Consider the following 21,211-nt stretch of genomic DNA (forward strand, 5'->3'; position numbering starts at 1 on the left):
CTCTATGCTGGAGTTGTTGTTTCTGCTGTTGCCTGTCGCCGCTGCGTATGGCTGGTATATGGGCCGCAGAAGTGCGCAACAGGATAAAGAGCAGGAAGCGAATCGCCTGTCACGTGATTACGTCGCAGGGGTAAACTTTCTGCTGTCCAATCAGCAGGATAAAGCGGTGGATCTGTTCCTTGAAATGCTCAAGGAAGATACCGGCACCGTTGAAGCCCACCTGACGCTCGGCAATCTTTTCCGCTCGCGCGGCGAGGTCGACCGGGCTATCCGTATTCACCAGTCGCTGATGGAAAGCGCGTCGCTTACCTACGATCAGCGGCTGCTCGCCGTACAGCAACTGGGCCGCGACTATATGGCCGCAGGCCTCTATGACCGCGCCGAAGGCATGTTTAATCAGCTGGTGGATGAAACCGATTTCCGCGTCGGTGCGCTCCAGCAATTGCTGCAAATCTATCAGGCCACCAGCGACTGGCAGAAAGCCATCGATGCCGCTGAACGGCTGGTTAAGCTTGGCAAAGAGCACCAGCGCGTCGAAATCGCCCATTTTTACTGCGAGCTGGCGCTCCAGGCGATGAGCAATGAAGATATGGATCGCGCCATGTCGCTCCTGAAAAAGGGCGCTGCGGCGGATCGTAACAGCGCGCGCGTCTCGATTATGATGGGCCGCATTTTTATGGCGCGCGGCGATTACGCCCACGCCGTGGAAATGCTGGAGAAGGTCATCAGTCAGGATCGCGAGCTGGTGAGCGAAACGCTGGAGATGCTCCAGGTGTGCTATCAGCAGCTTGGTAAACCTGACGAGTGGGCAGAGTTCCTCAGGCGCTGTGTTGAAGAAAACACCGGCGCGGAAGCGGAGCTGATGCTCGCGCAGGTGCTTGAGCAGCGCGAAGGCGCAGACAGCGCGCAGGTCTATATCACGCGCCAGCTGCAACGCCACCCGACCATGCGCGTGTTCCACCGGCTGATGGATTACCATCTGCACGAGGCGGAAGAAGGGCGCGCGAAAGAGAGCCTGATGGTGCTGCGCGATATGGTGGGTGAGCAGGTACGCACCAAGCCGCGCTACCGCTGCCAGAAGTGCGGCTTTACCGCGTTCACGCTCTACTGGCATTGCCCGTCGTGTCGTGCCTGGTCCACCATCAAGCCTATCCGTGGCCTCGACGGCCAGTAAATCATTGTTATCGCTGCCGCACAGTTTGTCGCAGCTTTATTTTGCGCGTTTTTTAGTTACAACATACTTATAGTTCTTGTTTTTGTGCGGTGGCCTCAGCGCAATAGCAACAAACAAGAGGTCAGGCAGGGCGATCTTACCTGTAAATTTTCACGGACGGCGGGTAGAATGCTTGCCGTTTATCAATCCCGCGCCACGCCGGTGCGCCTGTCAGAAGGTCTGGTCATGACATCAATTGCCTCATCCTCTCATTCTGTAACCTATTCTCCTGTCGTTGTTGCGCTTGATTACGACAATCGCGACAGCGCGCTGGCCTTTGTGGACGGTATCGATCCGCGCGACTGCCGCCTGAAAGTCGGCAAAGAGATGTTCACGCTGTTTGGACCGCAACTGGTGCGTGATTTGATTTCGCGCGGTTTTGACGTCTTTCTGGACCTTAAATTTCACGATATTCCGAACACCACCGCGCGTGCCGTTGCTGCCGCGGCGGAGCTTGGCGTCTGGATGGTGAACGTTCACGCGGGTGGCGGCGCGCGCATGATGACGGCGGCGAAAGAGGCGCTCGCGTCTTTTGGCAAGGACGCGCCGTTACTGATTGCGGTGACGGTTCTGACCAGTATGGAAGCCGAGGATCTGCAAGGGCTTGGTATTACTCTCAGCCCGGCAGAGCAGGCGGAACGTCTTGCGCGTCTGACTCAGCAGTGTGGTCTGGATGGCGTGGTCTGCTCTGCGCAGGAGGCGGTGCGTTTTAAAGCGGCGTTCGGGCACGAATTTAAACTGGTCACGCCCGGCATTCGTCCGGCGGGGAGCGACGCGGGCGATCAGCGCCGTATTATGACGCCTGCTGAAGCGCAACAGGCAGGCGTGGACTATATGGTCATCGGGCGGCCCATCACCCGCGCGGCTAACCCGGCGCAGGCGCTGCGCGATATTCTGGCGTCTCTGAAGCAGGAGGGATAATGAGCGATAATAACAGCCGCCTGGTCTATTCCACGGAAACCGGGCGCATTGACGAACCCAAAGCGGCGCCCGCGCGCCCGAAAGGTGACGGCGTGGTGCGTATTCAGCGTCAGACCAGCGGTCGCAAAGGAAAAGGCGTATGCCTTATCACGGGTATTGATGCTGACGATGCGACCTTAAATAGTCTCGCGGCCGAACTGAAGAAAAAATGCGGCTGTGGCGGAGCGGTGAAAGAGGGCGTCATTGAAATTCAGGGCGACAAGCGGGAATTAATTAAAAGCCTGCTTGAGGCAAAAGGAATGAAAGTCAAACTGGCGGGCGGTTAATTGTTAGCCACGGCGAAAGCGCCGTGGCTATTTTGTTATGTTTACTGCGGTATAGCCAGACCTGTAATTATTCGGTGATGCGAGTAATACGTCAAAGCGTTATGCTTTTGCGGGCCGCAGATTAATGAACCTGATGACCGATAATACCGCCTACCGCTGCGCCGCCGAGGGTGCCGAGCGCGCTGCCGTTGGTCAGCACGGAGCCGCCGATTGCACCTGCACCCGCGCCGATAGCGGTGTTGCGGTCACGTTTAGACCAGTTTGAGCATCCGCTCAGAGAGGCTACCAGAGTTACGGCCAGCACTGCCGCGGCTACTTTTTTGTAATTTAATGACATAATACTTTCTCCTGAATAATTGATTCACGGAAAGGCTGCTCACTTTAAGTATAGTGGCTAAATCACAGCTTAAAGCGCCAGTCCGTGAAACGGTGCAGCGATACGGAATAAAGAATCACGCAGGTGACAATCAACACTCAGTAATATCGCTGAGATTAATTTTAATTTCTTAAGCGAATTCAGACAGGTAAAAAGTCTTAATTGATGCTGAGAATAGTCTCAAGCGAGGCGCGCCAGACACGGCGCGCCAGAAGAATTCAGGCAGGAAAGGGCGAAATGATATCCAGCGTCAGCCCGGATGCGCTGAGCGCGTCGCGACTGGCCTCGTTCAGGCCATCATCGGTAATAACGCGATTGAAGCGAGAAACCGGGCCAAGCGTATAGGGATGCACCGCGCCGAATTTACTGCTGTCGGTGAGGATAATGGCCTCGCTGCCTTTCTCCAGCACCGCATTGACCACGTCGGCGCGCATCATGTCGCGGCCCGTAAAGCCGGTTTCTGGCGACCAGCCGTCAATCCCGATAAACGCTTTGCTGAAGTGCACCTGTGAGATGTACTGGCGCGTCAACGGGCCCACCATGGTTTCGCTTTTTTTCTGGTAGATGCCGCCGAGCAGGATAATTTCGCATGAGGTTTCTTTCAGCAGGTGCGCGATAAAACTGCTTACGGTGATTAGCGTAATCTTCTTTTGCTCAGCCAGCGCTCGCGCCAGCAGGGCGTTGGTACTGCCGTTTTCGATAAACACCGTTTCGCCATCATTCACCAGCGAGCACGCGAAATCCGCGAGCCTGCGCTTGAGCGCGAAATTGTTCATCATGCGGGTTTCCACATCGTCGCTGTCGAGCGGTACAGCAAACCCGTGAGTGCGGCGCAGATAGCTCTGCTTTTTAAGAAGGTTCAGATCCTGACGAATGGTAACTTCTGAAACACCGGTGATTTTTGCCAGTTCCGCCACGCTCATGCGGCCTCGGTCTATCACCATCTGTAAAATGATTTGTTGTCGGGAGTTCATATCTGCATCGTTATGCGCGGTGGCGTGACGCCACCGCGGATTCATTTAAAGCGTATGTTCGGTACGGGCGATAATATCATCCTGCGCATCAGGGGATAAGGCCGTAAAGAACGCGGAGTAACCGGCCACGCGCACGACCAGATCGCGGTACTTGTCCGGATGTGCTTTGGCGTCCAGCAGGGTTTCACGCGAGACAATGTTGTACTGAACGTGCCATCCCTTATGCACTTCAAAGAATGTGCGCAGCATCTGCATCAGTTTTTGGCGATCGCGTAAGTTATCCAGTGTGGACGGGTTAAGCTTCTGATTCAACAGCACGCCGCCAAGTATTTTCGCCACCGGCAATTTCCCGACCGAGTTAATCACCGCGGTTGGCCCCAGACGGTCCGTACCTGACGCCGGGCTTGCGCCTTCAGCGAGCGGCGTTCTGGCTTTGCGCCCGTCCGGCGTTGCCATCGTCGCCGCGCCAAAAGGCACGTTCGCGGAGATAGACGACGTACCCGCGTAGTAGGTGCCGCCGATGGGGCCGCGCCCGAAGCGGGTGTTGTGATAGTGCTTCAGCTCGTCGATGTATGTCTGGTAGGCGCGCGCCAGCAGCAGATCGACATCGTCGTCGTCATTGCCATATTTCGGCGCGCTGTTTATCAGGCGCTGGCGCAGTTGCTCGCCGGTCAGCCCTTCAAAATCGTTATTCAGCGCCTGCGCCAGCTGCGGCTGCGTCACCACGCCCTGTTCAAACACCAGTCTGCGCACGGCGGCCAGACTGTTGCCGAGGTTGGCGATCCCCACCTGTAGCCCCGATACCCAGTCATATTTCGCGCCGCCCTGCTTAATGCTCTTGCCGCGCTCAATGCAGTCATCGACCAGCGCCGAGCAGAGAATATCGTGCGCGTTCTCTTCAAGAACGGTGTCCACCACGCACTCTATTTCAATCGATTTGCGGGTGTAGTAGCGGATCTGGTTATCCCAGGCGTCCATCACTTCACTGAAATGGCTGAAATTACCGGCGGAAAGCGCTTTTTCCTGCGGCAGGAAAACTTTACCGGTCGTCGCGTCGCGACCGCCTTCCAGCGCCGCCAGCATCACGCGGGCGAAGTTAATAAAGCTCATGCCGGTGCAGCGATAACCCCATTTGCCGCCAACCGCCGTTTCAATGCAGCCGATGGCCGCGTAGTCATAGGCGTCTTCGCGGCTGACGCCAAGCTTAATAAATTCGTCGATAACGATTTCATCATTATTAAACGCGGGCATCCCGAAGCCGCAGCGGATCACCTGGACGCAGGCGTCGAGGAATTCGTTACTCATCCCGGCGTGGTAGCGCACGCTGAGGTTTGGCTGGGTGGAGCGCAGGCGACCGCACGATTCCAGCACAGCCCACGAGAGCGGGTTGACCGCATCCACCGGCTCGCCGTTAAGCAGGCGTTGCCCGCCAATCGTCACGTTCTGGTACAGCGGGCTGCCCGCCGAGGCTTTCGAGTGTGAGCCGGAGCGGATTTTGTTGACCTCCAGCAGCTTCAGCCAGCAGCTCTGCAACAGCTCGATGGCACGCTCGCGCTCCAGGGTTTGTTCAAGTTCCACATCGCGGCGATACCAGGGATAGAGATATTGATCGAGACGGCCAAACGACACGGAATGGCCGTTGGACTCAATCTGCAAGACAAGCTGCACGAAATAGCAGAGCTGTAACGCCTGCCAGAATGACGCAGGCGGCTGGTGCGCGATATGCTTGCAATTCGCCGCGATAGCGAGCAACTCATCACGACGCGCCGGACGGATCTCCTCTTGCGCCATTTGCGAGGCCAGCGCCGCGTAACGCAGGATATGCTCGCTGAGCGCGCTAAAAGTAATGTCGATCGCTTTCAGGAACTGTTCTTTGTGCAGATCGCCCTGATCGGTCAGCAGCAGGCGCGCGCGGCGCTCCGCCACTTTGGCGCGCAGGCCGTCGAGACCTTTTTCCAGCAGCAGCGGGAAATTCACCGCCAGATGCGCGTCGCCGGAGGTCATATTGCCTTCCGCTTTGATAATGCCCGATGCCAGCAGTTCTTTTTGCTCATCGGTAAACATGCCGTAGCAGCGATCCTGCACGGTCTGGCCGCGCCACCATGGGCAGATTTCATGCATTACGGCTTTATCCTGCGGGCTGACGGAGAACCCGGCGCCGGGGCGGTCGGCAAGATCGTCTATCTCTTTCTCTATCCAGCTGACGGTATATTCCGGGAAGAAGGGGGCGGCGCGTACCTGGCTTGCCTGATTGCCGACAATCAGCTCGTCATACTTGATCCAGAGGGTGCGGTTCGCCAGGTGGTACGCCAGCGCGAGCGCGCGGCGTACCGGCAGCGGTTTATCCTGATGCTGCTGGTACATGGCGGTGTAATGCTGCGCGCGCTCGGTACAAACCGGTGGACGCACGATTTGCACCAGCGCCGCTTTGTGGGCTTTGATGCGCTCGGGAAGAAAAGTGAGGTTGAGCTCAGTCATGATGGTTATCCTCTTATCCATGCGGTGAGTCCTTTCTGGCGGGCGTAATCTTCGGCAAATGCCAGCAGCACCGGTTCGTCGAGCGGCGTGGCGGGTGCCAGATAGGGCCAGTCCAGCAGGCGGTACTTGTTGATGCCAAGGGTGTGGTAGGGCAAAAAATGAATGTCGCGGGCGCCGGTTTCATCGGCCGCGAAATCCGTGATGGCGCGAATGGAAGCTTCATCGGCGTTAAAACCGGGGATCAGCGGCACGCGAATGGTCATTTTCACGCCCGCCGCGGCCAGCCGCCGGAAATTATCCAGCACCCGTTCGGCGCTGCCGTCTGTCCAGGCGTGAAAGCGCTTCGGATCGACATGCTTTAGGTCAGCCAAAAGAAGATCAAGAAACGGCAGCGACGGGGCGATATGTTTCCACGGCACATGCAGACAGGATTCCACCGCCGTATGGATACCCGCTTCACGACTGCGCTGTAACAGCGCTTTCGCCATCTCCGGCTGCATGAACGGCTCGCCGCCAGAGAGCGTGATGCCGCCGCCGCTGCGGGCGTAGAAAGGACGATCGCGCAGCACGGTGTCCATGATTGCCTCAACGCTTCGGGATTCGCCACAGACGCTCAGCGCCTGCGTGGGGCAGCAGTCGGTCAGCGCATCGAGCGCGGTGTCATCAAGGGCTTCCCGGTTGATGACCAGCGCGTCACCCCGGCGGCTAATCGCCTGCGGGCATGCCGCTTTACAAAGCTCGCAGCCTTGCAGGCACAGCCGTGCATCAAACAGCACATCACGCTGGCGGCGACGGCTTTCGGGGTTCTGGCACCAGCGGCAGCCGAGCGAACAGCCCTTGAGGAAAACTACTGTCCGTATACCTGGCCCGTCATGAGTGGAATAGCGTTGCAGATTAAAAATCATCGTCGTCATGCCTGTTAAGTTTCATTAGAAAATAATGTTACTTTCGAATGAAAGTTTTATTGACGACGATCAGCTTTATCTGCACCGGCTGATTTAAGATGGCGGCAATGTTAACTTGCTCAAAACAGGAGCCGTTATGGAACTCTATCTCGACACGGCGGATGTCGCGGCCGTCAAACGTCTGGCGAATATTCTGCCGCTACAGGGCGTCACCACGAACCCTTCCATTGTGGCGCGCGCGGGTGTCAAACTCTGGGATCTGCTCCCCGCATTGCAGGAGGCGCTGAACGGCGAGGGCAAACTTTTTGCGCAGGTCGTGGCGTCAGACACGGCGCAAATGGTTCGAGAGGCGGAACAGCTGGCGCAGCGCGTACCGGGTCTGGTAGTGAAAATTCCGGTCACGCAGGCGGGGCTTGCGGCAATGAAAATTCTTAAACCGTCCGGCATTCCACTGCTCGGCACCGCGGTTTATGGCGCGCTGCAAGGCTTAATGGCGGCGCTGGCGGGTGCGGAATATGTCGCGCCTTATGTCAATCGTCTGGATGCGCAGGGCGGTGACGGCGTGGCGACGGTCAGTGAATTGCAGGAGCTGCTAACGCTGCATGCGCCGCAATCAAAAGTGCTGGCGGCGAGTTTCCGCACGCCGCAGCAGGCGCTTGGCTGTCTGCTCGCCGGGTGTCAGTCCATTACGCTGCCGCTGGATGTCGCGGAGCAGTTACTGAATACGCCTGCCGTCGCGGCGGCGGTTGACGGCTTCGGGCGTGAATGGCAGCAGGCGTTCGGCACGCTCAGTTTGTAAGCTCGTTAAGGCGTCAGATTTCCCAGGGCGCCTTCTGTTTTTTCTCCCCCGGTTCATCATTCTGCTGGCTCTGCGCCAGCAGTTCCGCCTTCAGGATTTCCAGGTTATGAATGGCGGAGTGGTAATCGCCCGCCACCAGAATATCCAGAACGGTATCGATACGGTCAGCCAGCTGCTGCGGATTTACTGTCGGCATAATGCTTCCTTTTTACGGTCAGAACCGTTTCATGATGCAGAAAAGCGGCGTCAAAGAGAAGCCGTTCGCCCTCTTAATACACTACCGGAATCAATCATTTCGCTTTAACAGATAAATAATGGTTATAAAACAAGCCGGCTCCCCGTGCAAAGCGACGCTGTGAATTAGTCTGATCCTGCGCATAACGCGTTAACTTACATGAGGAAAGACTATGTCAGTATTCAACCAATCGACCTGCAAACTCTTTACCGATACAGCGCGTTTTACTCAACTTTCCGGCTTTTACGAGGAAGAACGCCGCATTATCTGGATGATGTTGCGGGCCCAGCCGCGTCCCTGTTTTAACCACGCGCTTATCGAAGAGATAATGAATCTCAGCTATCTGGTGCAGGAGGCCAGACTGGAGGTGGATTTCTGGGTCACCGGCTCGCTGGTGCCCGGCATGTATAACACCGGCGGCGATTTGCAGTTTTTTGTGGACTGCATCCGCAACGGCAGGCGAGAAGCGCTGCGTGCCTATGCGCGCGCCTGCGTGGACTGCGTACACGCCGCCTCGCGCGGTTTTGACTGCGGTGCCATCAGCCTTGCGATGGTGGAAGGCAGCGCGCTCGGCGGCGGTTTCGAGGCGGCGCTGGCGCACCATTTCGTGCTGGCCCAGCGCGATGTCCGCATGGGGTTCCCGGAGATTGCCTTTAATCTCTTCCCCGGGATGGGGGGCTATTCCCTGGTGACACGCCGCGCCGGGATGCGGCTTGCCGAAGAACTTATCTGGCAGGGCGAATCACATACCGCCGAGTGGTATCAGCCGCAGGGGCTGGTGGATCTGCTCTTTGAACCAGGGCAGGGATTTGTGGCGACACGTACCTTCATCGATACGCTTAAACCGCGCCTGAATGGGGTGAGGGCGATGCTTCGCGCGCGGCAGCGCGTGCTGCGCCTCTCGCGCAATGAACTGATGGAAATTACCGAAGACTGGGTGGATGCGGCGTTCAGTCTTGAGCCTAAAGACGTCAGCTACATGGAGCGCCTGATCCAGCTACAAAACCGTCACACCGCCGCAGCCCTGCGTAAGGCAGGCTAACGGCCATTCCTCAGACGCCGGTTACGGCGTCTGTTTCCCGGCATGATAGCGCTGATACCAGTGTTCAAGCTCGGTTGCCGTCATCGGACGGGCGAACAGAAATCCCTGACGTTGATCGACACCGTTTTGCATCAGAAACGCATCTTCTTCTTCACTTTCCACGCCTTCGGCGATCACCTGCAAATCCAGCGCTTTTGCCACTGCGACGATGGCGTGAACCAGCGATTGCGACACGGGCTGCTTATGGACATCGCGCACAAAGCTTTGATCGAGCTTAATGGCATCCAACGGAAATCGCGCCAGCTGCGATAGGGACGAATAGCCGGTGCCGAAATCATCCAGATGTACCTGCGCCCCCAGCGCGCTAAATTCATTAATCACCGACAGCGCCAGCTCGGCGTTTTCAATCAGGCAGCTTTCGGTGATCTCGACATCAATGGGGCTTTGGGTGAAGTGCATGTCGGTCAGCGCCTGACGCAGATCGCTTATCAGCGTCTGGTCGGCGAGCTGGCGCGCTGACACGTTCACCGCAACCCGCAGCTCAATGCCCGCATCGCGCCACTTCGCCACCTGGCGTACCACATCGAGCATCACCCAGCGCCCGAGCGGTACGATAAGCCCGGACTCTTCGGCGTAGGAGATAAAATCGAGTGGCGAAATCAGCCCGCGCTCCGGCGACTGCCAGCGCACCAGCGCTTCCAGACTGTGAACGTCGCCGTTGGCCAACATTTTCGGCTGGTAGTGAATAACCAGCTGATTTTTCTCAAGCGCCTTACGCAGGTTGGTGTCGAGCCAGAGATATTCGAACACCCGCTGGTTCATCTCCGGACAAAAGACGCAGAATTTACCGCGCCCGTTCTCTTTGGCGGTGTACATCGCCGTATCGGCGTTGCGGATAACGCTCTCGCGGTCTTCGCCATGCTGAGGCGCGAGGGCAATGCCGAGCGAGCAACCGGTATAGACTTCAATCAGCCCGATACGAAACGGGTGCTTCAGCCGGGAGATAATGCGTGAGGACATCGCCTCCAGCGCCGCCTGCGAGGTATCGGTCGCCATCACGAGAAACTCGTCGCCACCGAGCCTCGCCAGCACCTGATCTTTTTCAAGACAGCTTAAAATCGCGAGCGACACCGCCTGGAGAAGCTGGTCGCCGAACATATGCCCGTAGGCGTCGTTCACTTTCTTGAAATTGTCGAGATCGAGATAGACCACACCCACCTGCGTATCGCCGCGTTTAGCGATGGCGTCGCTTATCATCTCAAGAATAGCGTTGCGGTTGGGCAGTCCGGTAATGGCGTCGGTATTGGCCAGCACGCGCAGGCGCTCCTGCGCGCGGCGCTCTTCGGTAATATCGGTGCCAGAGCAGATCAGGAAAATTTCGTTTCGCCCGCTGCCGCTGTGGACAAACTTATTGCGAAAGAGAAACAGCCGCTGGCCTTTGCGGGTTTTGATCCAGCGCTCGACCTCATAGGAGCTGCCGTTGCGAAAAAAACCGGTGATATTGCGCCGCGACGCGGACGCTTCGGCGGGCGTCATAAACAGCTTAAAGACATTCTGCCCGATCACTTCGTGTTCTTTCAGGCCGGTGTATTCTTCGCTCAGCCGGTTGAAGCGCTGGATATTGCCGTGGCGATCGAGGATGACAATTACCGAGTTGGCTTCAGAAACCACCTGCTCCGCGAAGGAGAGTCCCTGCACGAGATCGCGCGCCACCGAGGTGGTGTCATGCCACGCCGACGCCGTGCCCGCCCACTCTTTACGGGAGACTTTGCGGCCCACCAGATGCACCGGCACCGGTTCGCCAAACAGCGATAACGAGAGCGTGACGCTTGAGGTGATCACACTCATGTTGCGGATTTGCGCGGCCTGATCCGGCGTCAGCGGCACCACGTGGCTGGTGACGGCCTCTTCGCTGGCGGCGAGCTGTAGCGCGTTGCTGTCCAGCGGCAGCCGCCAGAAAGGACTGGCGGCACCGCAGTAGCGGTACAGCAGATTATTCTCCAGGTCGTCTTTCATGCTCTCTCCCGAACCCACACCATGCGCTACGCAAACGGCACAGCCGGACTCTGCCGGCAATAAGAGGCAAAACGTTTGTTTTTACGGGAATATATTGTTGGCGAAGGCGGCAAGCCGGTGTCGGTTACGGCCATTTCGCTTAATTCTCAACGCGTTAAATTACGACGCACTCTGTTAGTGTGATCGTTTTTTGGAAAAATGCCCAAGTGAGACGGGAAAAATGTGCGCGCTCACACAGAGGAAAAGGCGAGGCGTGAGAGAAGAAAAACTCCCCGGCGGGGCCGGGGAGTAGAGGGTCAGGCGACCGGGCGTGCGATGACGCTGCGGGTTTCCATACGCACTTCGGCGATGGTCACGTCGATAACGTCGGTGACTTTATAAACGGTTTCGCCTTTGATCTGTACGGTGCCGTTTTCCTGGCTGCAGACCAGCTCATCGCGCACCGCGTGCAGGAACGGTGCGGGAATAAAGGCGACCGCGCCGTTATCCACCAGACGCACGCGCATGCCGCCGCGGCTGACATCGATAATTTCCGCCGCGAAGCGGGTATCGGTGCCGGCTTTGTCTTTCAGGAAACGGGCATACAGCCAGTCGCCCACATCGCGCTCCGCCATGCGGTTAAGACGACGACGCTCGGCCATCTGCACGGTGGCTTCATCCTGTGGACGCGTAGCGCTTTCGCCTTTAATGATGGCTTTCAGCAGGCGGTGGTTGACCATATCGCCATATTTACGAATCGGCGAAGTCCAGGTCGCATAGGCTTCAAGGCCGAGGCCGAAGTGCGGGCCTGGCTCGGTGCTGATTTCAGCAAACGACTGGAAGCGGCGGATGCGGCTGTCGAGGAAACCGGACGGCTGTGCGTCCAGCTCGCGGCGAAGCTTGCAGAAGCCCGGCAGCGTCAGTACGTCGTTCGCATCCACATGCATCCCGTGGCTTTGCAGCAGCGTCGCCAGCTGTTCGGTGCTCGCCGGGTCAAAGCCCGCGTGGACGTTATAAACGCCGAAGCCGAGCTTGTCGCGCAGCACGCGCGCGGCGCAGATGTTCGCGGCGATCATCGATTCTTCAACGATACGGTTAGCGATGCGGCGCGGCTCGGCGACGATATCCAGCACTTCGCCTTTCTCGCCCAGCACAAAGCGGTAATCCGGGCGGTCTTTAAACACCAGCGCGTGTTCAGTACGCCAGGCGCTGCGGCGCTGGCAAATCTGTTGCAGCAGGCGGATCTGCGCGGCAATCGCCTCGCTGCCCGGCTGCCAGTCGCCTTTTTCTTCCAGCCAGTCGGAAACGTCGTCATAGGCCAGCTTGGCTTTCGATTCGATGATAGCGGCGAAGAAGTGAATGTCATCGCTGATGGCGCCATCGGCTTCGATAATCATGCGGCAGACCAGCGCAGGGCGCTGCACGCCTTCGCGCAGCGAGCAGAGGTCGTCAGACAGCTCGCGCGGCAGCATCGGGATGTTAAAGCCCGGCAGGTAATTGGTGAACGCGCGCACTTTAGCGATGTTGTCGAGCTTGCTGCCTTCGGCGATCCACGCGGTCGGGTCGGCGATCGCGACGGTCAGTTGCAGGCGGTCGCCATCCAGCGCTTCCACATACAGCGCATCGTCCATATCTTCGGTGCTGGCGCTGTCGATAGTGACGAAATCCAGCGCGGTTAAATCTTCACGCGTCAGGTTTTCATCCAGCATTTCGGTCGCCACGCCGTCCGGCGCTTCGCGCTCAAGATTGTGGCGTGCCAGCGTCACCCACCACGGCACGAAATGGTCGTCGCCGAAGGTAATAAACTGTGTCAGTTCCGCGTAGAAACCGCGATCGCCTTTCAGCGGATGGCGGCGCATTTCCGCCACCGCCCAGTCGCCATTCTGGAAATCGTGGCTGACGCCGCGTTCAGCGCGGCACGGGATGGCGTCTTTCAGCAGCGGATGATCGGGAACGATTGAGAGACGATCGTCTTTCTTTTGCACCCGGCCCACAAAGCGGGTCAGGAAGGGTTCGATAAGCTCTTCGGGCTCGGCGGATTCTTTTTCCTTTTCCGTATGGATAACGGCAATGACGCGATCGCCGTGCATCACTTTCTTCATCTGCGGCGGCGGAATGAAGTAGCTTTTCTGCGCGTCAACCTCAAGGAAACCAAAACCTTTTTCCGTGGCTTTTACTACCCCTTCGGCGCGCGGCGTCTGGGAATGCAGTTGCTGTTTAAGCTGCGCAAGCAGCGGGTTATCCTGAAACATAGTGTCGAATTTTCGTGGCCAAAAGAGCGGCTGACAGTTTTACGCGATTGCGCGCCTCCCGGCAAGCGCTCTTTAGGCCGCAGCGGGCTATGCGACGACGCCAAGACCAAGCCGCAGACGGTTTACCCAGCCGCAAAGGCTGCCGAAGGCGAGCAGACGTAGCGCGTCCTGGATATCAAAACCGGCCTCAGTCAGCGGCTCAAGCTGTGCGTGGCCAAACCGCGCCGGGGCACGGGTCAACATCTGCATCGCCTGAATCATCGCGCGCGCTCTGGGGTGATTATGGCTCCAGGCCTGCAGCGCCCGTTCACCGTTGCGCGCCGCATCCGCAAGGCCTGGCTCGTCGCGCAGGCGCAGCGCGGCCTCGTCAAAACAGCTGGCGCTGCCGTTGATACGCGCCGATACCAGCGCCACCAGCGCAGCGTCAGCCGCATCCTCCGGCCTTTGCAGAGTGGCGAGCAGGGCGGCGAGACCCTCTAATGCGTCCGCGTCATGGGCCAGCAGAGAGAGCATCGGTTGCAGCAGCGGCTCATCCAGCGCCGCGTTATAAGCCGCCTGCTGGTCGGCGCTTGCCCAGCCCATTTCGAGCGCCGGGAGATCGGGCTGCCAGCGCGATTCAGCGGCGCTAAAGAGTGAGGCGGGCGCGTCCTGCTGCATATCAATGCCCGGCAACCAGCGCGCCGGCTGGCCGGGCTGTGCCTGTAACAGCGCCACCGCGCGGGCCTGAAAGCCCACGAAACCGATAATCTGTGTAAACGTGACGATGTCATGCACCGACAGCCCGGCGTCTTCCAGTTGCGCGCGCGCCGCGCTGTCAATCAGGGTGGGCTGACTGGCGAGCTGACGCGCGGTCTGGGTGAGCAGCGTCAGGCGGCGGTTGCTTTCCCGCGAGGAATCCGGCCCCGGCTCGGGCGCCAGACGGGCGGCGTAATGGTTGCACAGCCGCTGCACGCCGCAGACCTGTGCGACGGTTAAGGCGGCGCTGAGGCGGTCATAGACGCTCAGCGTATGAAGACGGGTGATGTCGCGTTTATCAGGCAGCAGAGAAGGGATAAGCGCGCGTGCGGCGTCGCACCACGGCGCGTGGGCGGCGATGTTCACGTCGTCCAGCGGCAGGTCGAGCAGAAAACGGTCCTCCACCTTTGCGGCTTCGGGAACTAACAGCAGCGGATCTGCCGGACAGAGGCTGGACTGGGTTTCATGATACCAGTGGCTTTTGCCGGTAAGGCGGCGTTGTTCCATGATCGTTCCTTGTCTGAAAATGAGCGCCCGGAACGGCGGAAACAATACGCAGCGCCGGGCAGGTCACGCACGACTATCCTGGCGTAACACTTCACGGCGATAAAAGATTGTTCGGTGATAACAAATATCAGAAAGGTATAAATAAAAAGGGCAGGTTGAAAACCTGCCCTTTGGCGAGAAACCGGAGGATTATTTCAGTTCCAGCTCGTTCATCGCAGCGATGCTGAAGCCGCCGTCAACGTGAACCACTTCACCGGTGATACCGCCGGAAAGGTCAGAGCACAGGAACGCCGCGGAGTTACCCACGTCTTCGATGGTGACGGTGCGACGAATCGGGGTGACCGCTTCGCAGTGCGCCAGCATCTTACGGAAATCTTTAATGCCGGAAGCCGCGAGCGTGCGGATCGGGCCTGCGGAGATAGCGTTAACGCGCACGCCTTCCGGACCCATCGCGTTCGCCATGTAGCGCACGTTAGCTTCGAGAGACGCTTTCGCCAGACCCATCACGTTGTAGTTCGGGATAGCGCGCTCTGCGCCGAGGTAAGAGAGCGTCAGCAGCGCCGCGTTCGGGTTCAGCATAGAACGGCACGCTTTCGCCATTGCCACAAAGCTGTATGCGCTGATGTCGTGCGCGATTTTGAAGCCTTCACGGGTCACGGCGTTAACGTAGTCGCCATCCAGCTGGTCAGCCGGCGCGAAACCGATGGAGTGTACGAAACCGTCAAATTTCGGCCAGACTTTGGCAAGCTCGGTGAACAGCGCGTCGATGCTTTCATCTTCCGCAACGTCACACGGCAGCACGATGCTGGAGTCCAGTTGAGCGGCAAACTCTTCCACGCGGCCTTTCAGCTTGTCGTTCTGGTAGGTGAACGCCAGTTCAGCCCCTTCACGGTGCATTGCCTGTGCGATACCGTATGCGATGGACAGTTTGCTGGCTACGCCAGTCACCAGAATGCGCTTACCGGTAAGAAAACCCATAGCTTTTAATCCTTATCGTCATTGTTATGGCGGCTGGCCGAAAGCGCCAGCCGTCGTTAAAACGCGGCGATTCTAACATGACTCGCCGGAGGAGTTAATCCGACCACTACAGATGGCGGATTAGCGGTCTTTTCGCCAGGCGTCGGCGGTTAAGGCTTCGCCGAAATGACTGGCGATAAGCCGTTTGGTTAAATCGTGCAGCGGCGAGGCGAGAACGTCGGCCGTGCTGCCGCGCTCCACCACTTCGCCCTGATGCATCACCATCACCTGATCGCTGATGTGTTTCATCATGCCAATGTGCTGGGTGACATAAATATAAGAGATACCCTGTTTTTCCTGTAATTCCAGCATCAGGTTGATTAACTGCGAACGCATCGACATATCAAGCGACGCCAGCGCTTCGTCGGCGATAATGACTTTCGGGCGCAGGATCAGCGCGCGCGCGAGGCCCAGACGCTGTTTCTGGCCCGGGGCCAGCATATGCGGATAGTAACTCACGTGATCGGGCAGCAGTCCGACCATGCGCAGCGTCTCTTTAATGCGCTTCGCGCGGGCTTCCGGCTCCAGATCGGTGTTGAGCCGCAGCGGGAAATCGAGAATTTGGGAAATCCGCTGGCGTGGGTTAAGCGATGTCGACGGATCCTGAAAAATCATGCGGATGCGCTGACTGCGAAACGAATAATCGCCAAACGTCAGCGGATGATCGTCAATCACCAGTTCGCCCGTGGTGGGGGCGACCATACCGGCCAGCATTTTGGCAAGCGTGGATTTACCCGAGCCGTTCTCGCCGATGATAGCCAGCGTCTGGCGCTCGCGCAGGGTAAAGCTCAGCGGTTTCACCGCCTCGACGGTCTGGCGGCGAAACCAGCCGGTGCGATAGCGATAAGTTTTACTCAGGTTGCGAACCTGCAACAGCGTTTCCACCATTTCACTCTCTCTCCATGTTCAGCGGGAAATGGCAGGCGAAAAGATGATTTTTCGGCCCGTCGAGACGCGGGGTTTCGATACATTTGCGCTGGGCATACGGGCAGCGCGGCCCGAGGCGGCAGCCAATCGGCAAGTGCTCAAGCAGCGGGATCGCGCCCGGCAGCGTATTGAGGCGGCTTTTATGCGGCATCGCGCTGCCGAAATCCGGGATCGCGCGGATCAGCGCCTGAGTGTAAGGGTGGTGCGGGGTGGAGATAAGCTCCTCGCTTGGCGCGGTTTCTACTGTTTGCCCGCAGTAGAGCACGTCGATGCGGTCAGCCCACTGGCTCAGCATCTGCAAGTCGTGGCTGATAAGCAGAATCGTCGTGTTGTTATTCTGATTCAGCCGCGAGAGCAGGCGGAAAATCTGCGCCTGGGTGGTCGGCTCCATCGCGTTGGTTGGCTCATCAGCAATCAGCAGACGCGGCTGATTAGCGAGCGCGATGGCTATCATCACCTTCTGACATTCACCTTCCGTCAGTTCATACGGAAAGCTGCGCATCGCGTCTTTATGGTCTTTAATCCCGACACGGTGCAGCAGTTCGATGGCCCGGCGTTTGCGCCAGCCGAAACGCTGCCACCAGCGGCCTTTGTATGTCCAGCCGGGGATGTTTTGCATCAGCTGGCGGCCAATTTTCTCTGACGGATCGAGACAGGATTGCGGCTCCTGGAAAATCATCGACACGTTATGGCCCACCAGACGGCGGCGCTCGCGCGGCGAGAGGCGCAGCAGATCGATATCGTCAAAGCGCATACGGTCAGCGGTGATGCGCCAGTTATCTTTGGTCACCCCGCAGATCGCTTTCGCAATCAGGCTCTTACCGGAGCCCGATTCGCCCACCAGCCCGCGAATGTCGCCTTCCGGCAGGCTCAGGCTCACGCGGTCCACCGCTTTCACCCAGCCTTCGCTGGTTTTAAACTCAATCGTCAGGTTACGAATATCCAGCAGCGGCATTATTCCACCCCCGCGTCGATGGCGCGACGGATGCCGTCGCCCAGTAAATTGACCAACAGTACGCTAATCATAATGGCGGCCCCCGGCAGCATCACCGTCCAGGGCGCGACGTAAATCAGCTCCAGCGCGTCGCCGAGCATCGCGCCCCATTCGGGCGAGGGGAGCTGCGCGCCGAGATCGAGAAAACCGAGCGCCGCGATATCCAGAATCGCAATCGACAGCGCACGGGTGATTTCGCCGACCAGCACCGACGCGGTGTTAGGCAGAACGGCGAACCACAAAATATTAAAGGTGGTCGCGCCATCCAGGCGTGCGGCGATCACATAGTCTTTTTCCAGCTCGTCATGCACCATGCTGTACACCGAGCGCACCATACGCGGCACCAGCGCGAGCCAGACAGCCAGCATCGCGTGGCTGAGCTGCGGCCCGGCGAAGGCGACCACGATAATCGCCAGCAGCAGCGAGGGGATCGAGAGCAGCGTATCCAGTACGTGATTAAGCACCGCCGAGCGCAAGCCGTGGGTGGCGCCCGCCAGCACGCCCAGCACCATTCCGCAGGCAGTCGCGGCCAGCGTCACCACAAACGCGCCGCCGATCGTGGGTGCCGCGCCGCTCAGCAGGCGGCTTAACAGATCGCGTCCTAAATCGTCAGTCCCGAGGAAGAACGAGACTTCGCCATAGCGCGACCACGACGGCGGCAATAGCTGATAGCCGAGAAATTGTTGATCGATGCCGTAGGGCGCAAAGAGCCGGCCGAACACGCACAACAGCACCAGACCCGCACAGCCGTACAGGCCCACCATTGCGACGGTGTCGCCATAAAGTTTACGCCAGACGGTGCGCAGCGCGCCCGGCGCGCGTTTCTCGCGATAGACGCTATCGTAAGGCATACCATTCCTTATGTTTCAGCGGGTTCGCCAGCGCGCCCAGAATATCCGAAATCACGTTCACCAGAATCACCAGCGACCCGACGACCATCACGCCCGCCGAAATCGCGGCGTAATCCTGCTGACGAATGGCGTTAATCAGCCAGCGGCCAAGGCCCGGCCAGCTAAAGACCATCTCAGTGATCATCGCAAGCGTCAGCATGGTGGAGAATTGCAGCCCCAGACGCGGGATGACCGGCGGCAGGGCGTTATGCAGCACGTGGCGGCGCAGAATGGTCAGGCGCGACAGCCCGCGCGTGGCGGCCGCTTTGATGTAGTTGCGCTCAAGAATTTCAACGGTGCTGACGCGCACCAGGCGGATCACTTCGGTAGTTGGCGCGACGGCGAGCGTCAGCACCGGCAGCACCATATGGCGCAGGGCGCTTAAAATCATCTCGTGACGCCACGGCGAGTCGGAAAGCCAGGCGTCAATCAGCGCGAAGCCCGTCACCGTTTTCACTTCATACAGCAGGTCGAAGCGCCCGGAGACCGGGAACCAGCCTAGCGTCAGCGAAAAGAACAGCGTAAAAAGCAGCGCCAGCCAGAATACCGGAATCGAAAAGCCGAGCAGCGCCAGCGCGCTGATGATTTTATCCTGCCATTTATGGCGAAGGATGCCCGCTACCATGCCGACCGGAATACCCACCAGCAGTGCCAGCCCGAACGCCAGCACGCACAGCTCCATCGTGGCCGGGAACACTTCGCGCAATTGGGTGGAGATAAGCTGGCCGTTGATGCTGGAGACCCCGAAATCCCAGTGCAATACGCTATCGCACCAGAACAGCCACGCGTTCCAGAGCGAAGCGCCCTGCAGCGGCGCATGCGGCGTGAAATAGCTCAGGCAGAAGCCGACAATCGTCAGGAAAAACAGCGTGATCAACAGCAACACCAGGCGGCGGAGAGTGAAAATAATCATGGCTGCTTCTCCTCAGAAGGCTCGCGCGAGACGCCGGCGAACGAGGCGTTGCCGAACGGGCTCAGTACCAGGCCTTTCATATCGTAACGGTACGCCTGCAACCGCAGCGACGACGCCAGCGGCAGCACCGGTAGCTGTTCGGCGAGGATCGTCTGCGCGCGGGTGTAGGCTTCAATCCGGTATGCCAGCTGCTGCGAGGAGAGGGCCGATTGCAGCACGGCGTCAAAATCACGATCGCACCAGTGCGCGTAGTTGGTTTGCGAGCGAATGGCCGCACAGCTTAACAGCGGACGGAAAAAGCTATCCGGATCGTTACTGTCCGTCGCCCAGCCCGCGAGCGTTAAATCGTGGTTCATATCCATCAGACGGGCCTCCTGAAAACGGCCCTCCACCGGCACGATATCCACCGTCACGCCCACCTGCGCCAGATCCGCCTGCAACAGTTCGGCGGTTTTGAGCGGGCTTGGGTTCCAGGCTTGCGAGCTGGTGGGCACCCAGAGCTTCAGCGTCAGGTTTTCAAGCCCCAGCGCTTTCAGCTGCGCACGCGCTTTATCCGGGTTGTATTCGGTGATTTTGGCGTTGTTGTCATAGGCCCAGGAGGCGCGCGGCAGAATCGACGCGGCGGTCTCCGCCGTACCGTAGTAGATAGACTGCATCAGGCGCTGGTTATTGATGGCCAGCGCCAGCGCGTGACGTACTTTCGGGTTATCCAGCGGCGCTTTATGTGTGTTAAACGCCAGATAAGCGATATTCATGCCGGGGCGCAGCGTCAGGCGCAGGCGCGGATCGTCTCTGAGACTCGTAAGCTGGCTCGCGGCAGGCCATGCCAGCACGTCGCATTCACCGGTCAGGAGCTTCGACAGACGCCCCGTGCCGCCGGAGCCGAGATCGATAACCACCTGCGGCATCTGCGGTTTGCCGCGCCAGTAGGCGTCGTGACGCAGCAGGCGAATGTACTGCCCGGCGCGATACTCGCCAAGACGGAACGGCCCGGTGCCGACCGGCTCGCGATCGAGCTCCTCCTGATTGCCGCTGCGCTCAAGCGCCGCGGCGTACTCCGCCGACATCACCGACGCGTAATGCGTGGCGAGATGCCATAAAAACGAGGCGTCCGGCTGGCGTAAGCGAAACTCCACGGTGCGGTTGTCAAGCTTGCGCACGCTGCGGACGTTATCGGCGAACTGGAGACTGTCGAAATAGGGGTAGCTGCCGCCGTTGACGTTATGCCACGGGTGTTTCGGGTCGATAATGCGCTGAAAGCTGAACACTACATCGTCGGCATTCAGCGCGCGCGTGGGCGTAAACCAGCGGGTGTGCTGAAACTGCACGTTCGGGCGCAGGCGAAAACGCCAAGTAATGCCATCGTCCGGCGTCTCCCAGCTTTCGGCGAGCTCCGGCACCAGCCGGTAAGTATAAGGATCAACATCCAGCAGCCTGTCATAGAGCTGTGCGGCGAGCGTATCCACCGTCAGCCCGCTGCCCGCTTTTTGCGGGTTAAAGGTATTAACCTGGCCATTAACGCAATAGACAAAGCCGCTCTGGCGAATATCGCCGGGCGATTCGGCGAGAGGCGCAGCAAAAGCCGGTACGCTCAGCAGCCCGAGCGTCGCTAAAAAGGAGGAGAGAATTCCGCGCATAAGTTTTTGAGTTGTTTTCGTCACCAGGCAAAGTGTATCGCACTTACGCGGCCTGCGTAAAAAACTCTGCGGGCG

The 21,211-nt window shown here is 58.8% G+C and carries 19 protein-coding genes; 5 read left to right on the forward strand and 14 right to left on the reverse strand.

Translation table 11 applies throughout. The annotated features are described in order from the left end of the window. Positions 1–4: 4 nt before the first annotated feature. The 3 genes from lapB (at position 5) to yciH (ending at position 2,460) form a co-directional block, all read left to right on the forward strand. Entirely contained in the window at positions 5–1,174 is a 1,170-nt protein-coding gene (lapB, locus tag CSK29544_RS14185) for a lipopolysaccharide assembly protein LapB (protein ID WP_007901632.1), read from the forward strand. Positions 1,175–1,399: 225 nt separating this feature from the next. Continuing rightward, the gene (gene pyrF / locus CSK29544_RS14190) at positions 1,400–2,134 is read left to right on the forward strand and encodes an orotidine-5'-phosphate decarboxylase (protein WP_105512461.1); all 735 of its coding nucleotides are present in this window, start codon (positions 1,400–1,402) and stop codon (positions 2,132–2,134) included. Then, positions 2,134–2,460, forward strand: a complete 327-nt coding sequence (yciH, locus tag CSK29544_RS14195; protein ID WP_004386702.1) for a stress response translation initiation inhibitor YciH — start codon at positions 2,134–2,136, stop codon at positions 2,458–2,460. Before pyrF ends, yciH begins: the two co-directional genes overlap by 1 nt. 121 nt (positions 2,461–2,581) lie before the next feature. On the opposite strand, the gene osmB is transcribed toward yciH, so the two are convergent. The 4 genes from osmB to CSK29544_RS14215 all read right to left on the reverse strand — a co-directional run bounded on the left by osmB (position 2,582) and on the right by CSK29544_RS14215 (position 7,193). Further along, entirely contained in the window at positions 2,582–2,797 is a 216-nt protein-coding gene (gene osmB / locus CSK29544_RS14200; protein ID WP_004386703.1) for an osmotically-inducible lipoprotein OsmB, read from the reverse strand. Positions 2,798–3,054: 257 nt separating this feature from the next. Continuing rightward, complete coding sequence (gene yciT / locus CSK29544_RS14205) at positions 3,055–3,810, reverse strand: DNA-binding transcriptional regulator YciT (protein ID WP_029039444.1); 756 nt, start codon at positions 3,808–3,810, stop codon at positions 3,055–3,057. Positions 3,811–3,855: 45 nt separating this feature from the next. Further along, the gene (locus CSK29544_RS14210; RefSeq protein ID WP_029039445.1) at positions 3,856–6,288 is read right to left on the reverse strand and encodes a formate C-acetyltransferase/glycerol dehydratase family glycyl radical enzyme; all 2,433 of its coding nucleotides are present in this window, start codon (positions 6,286–6,288) and stop codon (positions 3,856–3,858) included. Between the two features lie 5 nt (positions 6,289–6,293). Further along, a complete protein-coding gene (locus tag CSK29544_RS14215) occupies positions 6,294–7,193 on the reverse strand; it encodes a glycyl-radical enzyme activating protein (RefSeq protein WP_007901601.1) in 900 nt (299 codons plus the stop codon). Positions 7,194–7,329: 136 nt separating this feature from the next. On the opposite strand from CSK29544_RS14215, the gene fsa reads away from it, so the two are divergent. Further along, the gene (gene fsa, locus CSK29544_RS14220) at positions 7,330–7,992 is read left to right on the forward strand and encodes a fructose-6-phosphate aldolase (RefSeq protein ID WP_007901598.1); all 663 of its coding nucleotides are present in this window, start codon (positions 7,330–7,332) and stop codon (positions 7,990–7,992) included. Between the two features lie 13 nt (positions 7,993–8,005). Here the strand turns inward: fsa and CSK29544_RS14225 are convergent, their stop codons facing one another. After that, positions 8,006–8,188, reverse strand: a complete 183-nt coding sequence (locus tag CSK29544_RS14225) for a YciZ family protein (RefSeq protein WP_004386706.1) — start codon at positions 8,186–8,188, stop codon at positions 8,006–8,008. Positions 8,189–8,399: 211 nt separating this feature from the next. Between CSK29544_RS14225 and CSK29544_RS14230 the strand changes: the two genes are divergently transcribed. Beyond that, positions 8,400–9,269 (forward strand): crotonase/enoyl-CoA hydratase family protein, encoded by an 870-nt coding sequence (locus CSK29544_RS14230; RefSeq protein ID WP_004386707.1) that lies wholly within the window; start codon positions 8,400–8,402, stop codon positions 9,267–9,269. 21 nt (positions 9,270–9,290) lie between these two features. On the opposite strand, the gene pdeR is transcribed toward CSK29544_RS14230, so the two are convergent. The 9 genes from pdeR to sapA all read right to left on the reverse strand — a co-directional run bounded on the left by pdeR (position 9,291) and on the right by sapA (position 21,136). Beyond that, the gene (pdeR, locus tag CSK29544_RS14235) at positions 9,291–11,285 is read right to left on the reverse strand and encodes a cyclic di-GMP phosphodiesterase (RefSeq protein ID WP_007901588.1); all 1,995 of its coding nucleotides are present in this window, start codon (positions 11,283–11,285) and stop codon (positions 9,291–9,293) included. A 296-nt stretch (positions 11,286–11,581) separates the two neighbouring features. Beyond that, a complete protein-coding gene (locus CSK29544_RS14240) occupies positions 11,582–13,516 on the reverse strand; it encodes an exoribonuclease II (RefSeq protein ID WP_029039446.1) in 1,935 nt (644 codons plus the stop codon). Positions 13,517–13,603: 87 nt separating this feature from the next. After that, positions 13,604–14,758: a carboxymuconolactone decarboxylase family protein gene (locus CSK29544_RS14245; protein ID WP_007901576.1), complete on the reverse strand. Its 1,155-nt coding sequence runs from the start codon at positions 14,756–14,758 to the stop codon at positions 13,604–13,606. 189 nt (positions 14,759–14,947) lie between these two features. Next, on the reverse strand, positions 14,948–15,736 hold the full coding sequence (fabI, locus tag CSK29544_RS14250) for an enoyl-ACP reductase FabI (RefSeq protein WP_004385358.1): 789 nt from the start codon (positions 15,734–15,736) through the stop codon (positions 14,948–14,950). A gap of 120 nt (positions 15,737–15,856) precedes the next feature. After that, on the reverse strand, positions 15,857–16,663 hold the full coding sequence (gene sapF / locus CSK29544_RS14255; RefSeq protein ID WP_004385359.1) for a putrescine export ABC transporter ATP-binding protein SapF: 807 nt from the start codon (positions 16,661–16,663) through the stop codon (positions 15,857–15,859). Between the two features lies 1 nt (position 16,664). After that, entirely contained in the window at positions 16,665–17,657 is a 993-nt protein-coding gene (gene sapD, locus CSK29544_RS14260; protein ID WP_004385360.1) for a putrescine export ABC transporter ATP-binding protein SapD, read from the reverse strand. After that, entirely contained in the window at positions 17,657–18,547 is an 891-nt protein-coding gene (sapC, locus tag CSK29544_RS14265) for a putrescine export ABC transporter permease SapC (RefSeq protein ID WP_007901569.1), read from the reverse strand. The genes sapD and sapC overlap by 1 nt, the downstream gene beginning before the upstream one ends. Further along, positions 18,534–19,499, reverse strand: a complete 966-nt coding sequence (gene sapB, locus CSK29544_RS14270) for a putrescine export ABC transporter permease SapB (RefSeq protein ID WP_004385361.1) — start codon at positions 19,497–19,499, stop codon at positions 18,534–18,536. Before sapB ends, sapC begins: the two co-directional genes overlap by 14 nt. Beyond that, positions 19,496–21,136 (reverse strand): ABC transporter substrate-binding protein SapA, encoded by a 1,641-nt coding sequence (sapA, locus tag CSK29544_RS14275; RefSeq protein WP_007901564.1) that lies wholly within the window; start codon positions 21,134–21,136, stop codon positions 19,496–19,498. The genes sapB and sapA overlap by 4 nt, the downstream gene beginning before the upstream one ends. Positions 21,137–21,211: the final 75 nt, after the last annotated feature.

It is taken from the genome of Cronobacter sakazakii, assembly GCF_000982825.1.
Taxonomy (GTDB): domain Bacteria; phylum Pseudomonadota; class Gammaproteobacteria; order Enterobacterales; family Enterobacteriaceae; genus Cronobacter; species Cronobacter sakazakii.

Bases quoted from the DNA above. Each gene is read 5' to 3' on its own strand.
- lapB (WP_007901632.1), top strand. From the start codon at position 5: ATGCTGGAGTTGTTGTTTCTGCTGTTGCCTGTCGCCGCTGCGTATGGC.
- pyrF (WP_105512461.1), top strand. From the start codon at position 1,400: ATGACATCAATTGCCTCATCCTCTCATTCTGTAACCTATTCTCCTGTC.
- yciH (WP_004386702.1), top strand. From the start codon at position 2,134: ATGAGCGATAATAACAGCCGCCTGGTCTATTCCACGGAAACCGGGCGC.
- osmB (WP_004386703.1), bottom strand. From the start codon at position 2,797: ATGTCATTAAATTACAAAAAAGTAGCCGCGGCAGTGCTGGCCGTAACT.
- yciT (WP_029039444.1), bottom strand. From the start codon at position 3,810: ATGAACTCCCGACAACAAATCATTTTACAGATGGTGATAGACCGAGGC.
- CSK29544_RS14210 (WP_029039445.1), bottom strand. From the start codon at position 6,288: ATGACTGAGCTCAACCTCACTTTTCTTCCCGAGCGCATCAAAGCCCAC.
- CSK29544_RS14215 (WP_007901601.1), bottom strand. From the start codon at position 7,193: ATGATTTTTAATCTGCAACGCTATTCCACTCATGACGGGCCAGGTATA.
- fsa (WP_007901598.1), top strand. From the start codon at position 7,330: ATGGAACTCTATCTCGACACGGCGGATGTCGCGGCCGTCAAACGTCTG.
- CSK29544_RS14225 (WP_004386706.1), bottom strand. From the start codon at position 8,188: ATGCCGACAGTAAATCCGCAGCAGCTGGCTGACCGTATCGATACCGTT.
- CSK29544_RS14230 (WP_004386707.1), top strand. From the start codon at position 8,400: ATGTCAGTATTCAACCAATCGACCTGCAAACTCTTTACCGATACAGCG.
- pdeR (WP_007901588.1), bottom strand. From the start codon at position 11,285: ATGAAAGACGACCTGGAGAATAATCTGCTGTACCGCTACTGCGGTGCC.
- CSK29544_RS14240 (WP_029039446.1), bottom strand. From the start codon at position 13,516: ATGTTTCAGGATAACCCGCTGCTTGCGCAGCTTAAACAGCAACTGCAT.
- CSK29544_RS14245 (WP_007901576.1), bottom strand. From the start codon at position 14,758: ATGGAACAACGCCGCCTTACCGGCAAAAGCCACTGGTATCATGAAACC.
- fabI (WP_004385358.1), bottom strand. From the start codon at position 15,736: ATGGGTTTTCTTACCGGTAAGCGCATTCTGGTGACTGGCGTAGCCAGC.
- sapF (WP_004385359.1), bottom strand. From the start codon at position 16,663: ATGGTGGAAACGCTGTTGCAGGTTCGCAACCTGAGTAAAACTTATCGC.
- sapD (WP_004385360.1), bottom strand. From the start codon at position 17,657: ATGCCGCTGCTGGATATTCGTAACCTGACGATTGAGTTTAAAACCAGC.
- sapC (WP_007901569.1), bottom strand. From the start codon at position 18,547: ATGCCTTACGATAGCGTCTATCGCGAGAAACGCGCGCCGGGCGCGCTG.
- sapB (WP_004385361.1), bottom strand. From the start codon at position 19,499: ATGATTATTTTCACTCTCCGCCGCCTGGTGTTGCTGTTGATCACGCTG.
- sapA (WP_007901564.1), bottom strand. From the start codon at position 21,136: ATGCGCGGAATTCTCTCCTCCTTTTTAGCGACGCTCGGGCTGCTGAGC.